A 6,386-nucleotide genomic window follows, 5' to 3' on the forward strand; every position below is an offset into this window, starting at 1 on the left:
AGGCTGGACAGAAGGCCAGAATGAAACGCTACGAACGCTTCGCCGATGACATTGCCGAACTGATCCGCTCCGGGGTGCTGGGCCCCGGCCAGCGCGTGCCGTCCGTGCGCTACGCCAGCCAGACCCACGGGGTCAGCCCGTCTACTGTGTTCCAGGCCTATTACCTGCTGGAACGGCGCGGGCTGATCCGCGCCCGGCCGCGCTCCGGGTATTTCGTCAACGCCCACGTTCCGCGCCAGTTCAGCGAGCCGCAGGCGCTGCAGCCGGTGAGCGAGTCTACCGATGTCGACGTCAGCGCCTTGGTATTTTCGATCCTCGACTCGATCAAGGACCCCAACACCATTGCCTTCGGCTCAGCCTTTCCCAGCCCTGAGCTGTTCCCGCTGCAGCGCCTGTCGCGCTCACTGTCCAGTGCCAGCCGCAGCATGGACCCGCGCATGGTGGTGACCGATCTGTCCCCCGGCAACCCGCAGCTGCGCCGGCAGATCGCCCTGCGCTACATGGTCGGTGGGCTGATGCTGCCGATGGAAGAGCTGCTGATCACCAACGGCGCACTGGAGGCCCTGAACCTGTGCCTGCAGGCCGTGACCCAGCCGGGCGACCTGGTCGCCATCGAGGCCCCGGCCTTCTATGCCTGCCTGCAGGTGCTGGAGCGGCTCAAGCTCAAGGCCGTGGAAATCCCCGTGCACCCCCGCGAGGGCATGGACCTGGGGGTGCTGGCGCAGACCCTGGAAAAGCACCCGGTAAGGGCCGTGTGGTGCATGACCAACTTCCAGAACCCGGTAGGTGCAAGCATGCCGGAGGCCAAGAAACAGGCCCTGGTGGAGTTGCTGGCACGCCATCAGGTGCCGTTGATCGAAGACGACGTGTACGCCGAGCTGTACTACTCGCAACAGGCGCCCAAACCCGCCAAGGCCTTCGACACCCAGGGCCTGGTCATGCACTGCGGCTCGTTCGCCAAAAGCCTGGCACCGGGCTATCGCATTGGCTGGGTGGCCGCCGGGCGCTTTGCGCAGAAGATCGAGCGGTTGAAACTGATGACCTCCCTGTGTGCCTCCATGCCGGCCCAGGCGGCCATCGCCGACTACCTGCAACACGGCGGCTACGACCGCCACCTGCGCAAGCTGCGCTACGCGCTGGAGGGCCAGCAGGCCAACATGCTGGCAGCCATCGCCCGCCACTTCCCGGCGCAGACACGGGTCAGCCAGCCTTCCGGCGGCTACTTCCTGTGGCTGGAACTGCCCGAGCAGATGGACGCCCTCAAGCTGTTCCACATGGCCCTGGCCCAAGGCATCAGCATCGCCCCTGGGCCGATCTTTTCGCCCACCCGACGCTTTGGCAATTGCATCCGCCTGAACTACGGCAGCCCCTGGCATGACGGCGCCGAACAGGCCATGGAAACCCTTGGGCGGATCATTCGCTCGTTCTGATAGCGAGGGGCCCGAGCGGCGACTATAGTTGCTGGTTTCGATCATCAGGCCCTCGTCATGCAGCCAGATACGCTTGCGTCCTTTGCCCGATTGCAGGCGCGCGTCGCAGAACTGGAAGCACGCCTGGCAGCGCGCGAAGACAACGTTCAGGCGCATGACAGGCTGCTTGGAGAACTGCTCGACAACAGCGTGGCCAACGTGTTTGCGGCCGACCGCAGCATGCGCCTGTTGGCCATCAACCGCACGGCGCGCGAAACCTTCGAACGTTACCGAGGCTTCGTGCCGCAGGTTGGCGACTACGTACCCCAGTTCCTGACCGATCAACCCGACATCATGGGCCGCCTGGCCCCGATATGGCCGCGCATACTGGCAGGGGAAGCGTTCATCGACACCGTCACCTTCGGGCTGGACGACGCACCACGCCACTACGAAATTCGCTACCACCCGTGGCTCGATGCTCAGCAGCGAATTCAGGGCGGCTACCTGTTCGCCTATGACATCACGCAGCGCGTGACCGAACAGGAACGCCTGCAGCAGGCCGAAGAAGCACTGCGCCAGGCGCAGAAGATGGAGGCGGTCGGTCAGTTGACCGGCGGGATTGCCCATGATTTCAACAACCTGCTGGCCAGCATCCTTGGCGCGCTGGAACTGGCCGGGCAACATCTGGTGCAGCAACGCCTGGCGGACACCACACAGCTGCTTGAACTCAGCCGGCACAATGCCCAACGCGCCGCAGCCTTGGTGCAGCGCTTGCTGGCATTCTCACGGCAGCAGACGCTGGTCCCGCAACGGGTCGATGTGCAGCAACTGGTGGCCGGCATGAACGACCTGATCAGCAGCTCCACCGGCCCCTATGTCGACTACCACGACCAGACGCATGCCGGACTCTGGCCTATCCGAATAGACGCACAGCAACTGGAAAACGCGCTGCTCAACCTGTGCATCAACGCCCGTGACGCCATGCCGCTTGGCGGCACCTTGAGCATCGGTTGCGCCAATGTCGAAGTGCAAGGCGCCGAAGCCAGGCAACTGGGCCTGGCCGCTGGCCGGTTTCTGCGTATCCGCGTTGAAGACACCGGCATGGGCATGTCCAAAGCAGTGATGCAGCGCGCCCTTGAGCCCTTCTTCACCACCAAGCCGCTCGGCCAGGGCACTGGCCTTGGGCTGTCCATGGTCTACGGCTTTGTGCGGCAATCCGGTGGCCAGCTGGTCATCGATAGCACGCTTGGCCAGGGTACGGCCATCAACCTGTATCTCCCCTGCGATGAAAGCATCGCCGCCGCTTCACCCAGCCCCCACGTCGAGGGGCCTGCGCCTGCGGCCTCGCTTCAGCAGCGCGTGTGCAAGGTGATGCTGGTGGAAGACGAGCCGGCCCTGCGCCTGGTCATGCTGGAGGTATTGCTAGACCAGGGCCATGAAGTTCAGGCATTCGAAGATGGCCGCCAGGCATACAAGGCCTTGCAGGAAGCCCCTGCGCCGGACTTGCTGATCACCGATGTCGGCCTGCCAGGGGGTATCGATGGCTACCAACTCGCGGACGCCTGTCGAGGTATTGCACCACATGCCGCGGTGCTGCTGATCACAGGCTATGACCTTGCGCACAGTACGGCAAATGCGCGGCCCCACCGGCGCACCGAACTGCTGGCCAAGCCCTTCGATCTGCAAGCACTTGCCCAGGCGCTTGAACGGCTGCTGGGGAGCACCGCCCAGTCACCCTGAGTGGCTATTCGCCTGCAGGTGAACACGTTAAAGTCAGGACTTTTCATTGGCCGGACGCAGGCATGCCTTCTCGTGATCTGAACTCACTGCGCCAACAAGTCGAAGACCTCCAGCGACAGAACACACTGCTGGAGCAACGGCTTGCAAGCCTCCAGGCGCACGACCAGGACTTCTATCGCTCACTGTTCGACACCATGGACGAAGGCTTCTGCATCATCGAGTTCTTCGATGGCCCCCATGGCCCCCTGAGTGACTACGTGCACGTGCTGGCCAACGCAGCCTATGCCAAACACGCCGGCATCCCCAACGTGGTCGGGCAAAAACTGCGCGAGATGGTACCCGATGAGGCGGATGACTGGGTGGCCCGCTATGGCGCGGTGCTTCGCACCGGCGAACCGCTGCACTTCGAGCAGGAACTGATTGCCACGGGCCACGTGCTGTCGGTGACCACTTTTCGCATAGAACCTGCCGAGAAACGCCAGGTAGCGGTGCTGTTCAAGGATGTCACCGAACGCCGGCGTGCAGAGCAGGCCCTGCAGCGCCTGAACGAAGAGCTCGAGCAACGGGTGAATGCCGCACTGGCGGAGCGCCGCTTGTTTGCCGAGCTGGTCGATCATAGTGTGGTCAATGTGCATGTGGTCGACAAGGACCTGCGCTGGCTGGCGGTCAATCGCCAGGCCAGGCATGACTTCCACCTGCTATACGGGAGGACACCCGAAATCGGCGACTACCTGCCCGGGTTGTTCGAGGATGGCACCGCCGGCCAGACGCCTATTCTGCCGATGTGGCAGCGCGCCCTGGCAGGCGAGCAGTTCATCGAGATCGGCACCTTCGGCAAGCCCCCCGCGGTGCGTCATTATGAGTTGCGCTTCAATGCCTTGCGCGACCCCAAAGGCGAGGTACAGGGCGCGTTTCTGTTCGCCTATGACATCAGTGAGCGTGTGCAGGAGCAGGAACGCTTGGCCAAGGCCGAAGCGGCGCTGCGCCAGGCACAGAAGATGGAGGCCGTAGGCCAGCTCAGTGGCGGCATTGCCCACGACTTCAACAATTTGCTGGGCGGCATCCTGGGCGCCCAGGAGTTGATGCGGCAACGCCTGGACCAGTCACGCTTCGACGCCCTGGCGCCCTTGCTGGAGCTGTCCAGCAGCGCGGCGCAGCGGGCCTCTTCGCTGGTGCACCGGCTGCTGGCGTTCTCCCGCCAGCAGACCCTGCAACCCTGCTCCACGCAAGTGGCCACCTTGGTGGCCGGCATGGAAGACCTGCTGCGCCGCACCATCGGCCCGGCGATTACCCTGAGCAGCCGCTTTGCCAGCCAGCTGTGGCCGACCTTCATCGACCCTCCCCAACTGGAAAGCGCCTTGCTCAACTTATGCATCAACGCGCGCGATGCCATGCCTGCCGGTGGTGTGATCGAGATCATCGGCGACAACCTGCTGCTTGACGACGAGCAGGCCGTGGCACTGGAACTGCCGGCCAGCGAGTTCGTGCGGCTGAGCATCGTCGACAACGGTAGCGGCATGTCGGCTGAAGTTGTCGAGCGCGCAGTCGAGCCGTTCTTCACCACCAAGCCGATGGGCCAGGGTACCGGCCTGGGTCTGTCCATGACCTATGGCTTCGTGCGGCAGTCGGGTGGGCAATTACGGGTGCTGTCGGTGCCTGGCGAGGGTACCCGCATCGAGCTGCTGTTACCCCGCCACCACGAGCAAGCCCAGGCGCCAATCAGCAAACCTCCGCGCACGCTCTTGCAAAGAAGCAGCGAGGCTGCAAAACGCATTCTGTTGGTTGAAGACCAGACGGCCTTGCGCCTGGTGATTGGCGAAGTGTTGGAAGAGCTGGGCTATCGGGTGGACGCCTTCGAGAACGGTCCGTCTGCCCTCACCCACCTGCAAAGCGGCGAACGGCCAGACTTGCTGCTGAGCGATGTCGGCCTGCCTGGCGGCCTGAATGGCCGCCAGGTAGCTGAACGTTTCCGTGAGCGCTACCCGGACCTCAAGGTGCTGTTGATCACCGGCTACGATGAGAGTGCGGCGTTCAGCGACGGCCAACCGCTGCAAGGTACGTTGGTGTTGACCAAGCCGTTCGAACTGGAAGCACTGGCAGAGCGGGTTCGCGAGCTGCTGGAACCTTGACGGGCGCTCAGCGCCCGCCGCCCAGGTCGATGAAGCTGCCGGTGGCATAGGAGGCTTTGTCCGAAAGCAACCAGAGGATGGCCTCGGCCACTTCCTCGGGACGCCCCCCTCGGCCCATGGGCAAGCCAGGTTCGAGCTTGCTGACGCGGTCCGGGTCACCCGAAAGCGCATGGAAACCGGTATGGATATAGCCTGGTCGTACGCCATTGACGCGCACGCCCTCGCCTGCCACTTCTTTGGCCAGGCCGATGGTGAAGGTGTCGAGCGCGCCCTTGGAGGCGGCATAGTCGACATATTCGTTGGGCGAACCCAGGCGTGCGGCTACCGATGATACGTTGACGATGGCCCCGCCTTGCCCGCCATGCCGGCGCGCCATGCGCAGCAGGGCGTGCTTGGCGCAGAGCATGGGGCCGACGACGTTGGTCTTCATGACGTTCAGCAGCCGGAACTCGGACATGTCCTCGACCCTGCTCTGCTGGCCGATGGTGCCGGCGTTGTTGACCAGTGCGGTGACCGGGCCGAGCTCGTCGTCGACGCGCAGGAACAGCTGGATGATTTCATCTTCGACGCTGACGTCGGCGCGCACCGCGATGGCTTCGGCGCCCAGGGCGCGGACCTGGCTGAGGATGGTTTCGGCGGCCGGGTCATCGGCGTGATAGTTGATGCAGATGCGGTAGCCCTGGCGGGCGGCCAGCAGCGCAGTGGCGGCGCCGATACCGCGGCTGCCGCCGGTGATGACAATGACGTTCTCCATGGGTTTGCCAATGGTTTGGGGAAGGGAACATCGACAATAGGCGAAATCGCGCTGCGTTGGAATGACGAACATCAGCACAGCCAACCCTCTGCTGTTGATGTGGCTTTTGATCTGGCTTTTGATCTTGATCTTGATCTTGATCTTCGCGACTTCAGGAGGCCGAACGCAGGCCTTGCGGAGGCAGGTGACGGGCATGGATGCCCGTCAAGCGCTGAGGCCCCAGGATGGGGCCTTCGGCGCGGTCCTGCCGGGAGCAAGGCCGGAGTGAGGGGACCCCGGAGCGCAGCGCAGGGGCCGGATGATGGGAGCGCAGCGTTTTTTGGTTACTTTTTGTCGCGTTTGACAAAAAGTGAC

At 63.8% G+C, this 6,386-nt stretch carries 4 protein-coding genes; 3 read left to right on the forward strand and 1 reads right to left on the reverse strand.

All coding sequences use genetic code 11. The features are described 5' to 3' along the window. Nucleotides 1-20 precede the first annotated feature (20 nt). The 3 genes from mapR to ACF8O8_RS12205 all read left to right on the forward strand — a co-directional run bounded on the left by mapR (nucleotide 21) and on the right by ACF8O8_RS12205 (nucleotide 5,278). Nucleotides 21-1,430, forward strand: coding sequence for a GntR family transcriptional regulator MpaR (mapR, locus tag ACF8O8_RS12195; protein ID WP_392509763.1), 1,410 nt, complete (start codon nucleotides 21-23; stop codon nucleotides 1,428-1,430). A 57-nt stretch (nucleotides 1,431-1,487) separates the two neighbouring features. Further along, complete coding sequence (locus ACF8O8_RS12200; protein ID WP_392509764.1) at nucleotides 1,488-3,149, forward strand: PAS domain-containing protein; 1,662 nt, start codon at nucleotides 1,488-1,490, stop codon at nucleotides 3,147-3,149. A gap of 62 nt (nucleotides 3,150-3,211) precedes the next feature. Continuing rightward, entirely contained in the window at nucleotides 3,212-5,278 is a 2,067-nt protein-coding gene (locus ACF8O8_RS12205) for a PAS domain-containing protein (RefSeq protein ID WP_010954402.1), read from the forward strand. Nucleotides 5,279-5,285: 7 nt separating this feature from the next. Here ACF8O8_RS12205 and ACF8O8_RS12210 read toward each other — a convergent pair whose 3' ends face one another. Beyond that, nucleotides 5,286-6,032, reverse strand: coding sequence for an SDR family oxidoreductase (locus ACF8O8_RS12210; protein ID WP_392509765.1), 747 nt, complete (start codon nucleotides 6,030-6,032; stop codon nucleotides 5,286-5,288). Nucleotides 6,033-6,386 lie beyond the last annotated feature (354 nt).

Origin of the sequence: Pseudomonas sp. TYF_14 (assembly GCF_043105275.1) — a bacterium.
GTDB lineage: Bacteria > Pseudomonadota > Gammaproteobacteria > Pseudomonadales > Pseudomonadaceae > Aquipseudomonas > Aquipseudomonas alloputida.

Excerpts from the sequence above, each read along its gene's own strand:
- mapR (WP_392509763.1), top strand. The coding sequence starts at position 21 with ATGAAACGCTACGAACGCTTCGCCGATGACATTGCCGAACTGATCCGC.
- ACF8O8_RS12200 (WP_392509764.1), top strand. The coding sequence starts at position 1,488 with ATGCAGCCAGATACGCTTGCGTCCTTTGCCCGATTGCAGGCGCGCGTC.
- ACF8O8_RS12205 (WP_010954402.1), top strand. The coding sequence starts at position 3,212 with ATGCCTTCTCGTGATCTGAACTCACTGCGCCAACAAGTCGAAGACCTC.
- ACF8O8_RS12210 (WP_392509765.1), bottom strand. The coding sequence starts at position 6,032 with ATGGAGAACGTCATTGTCATCACCGGCGGCAGCCGCGGTATCGGCGCC.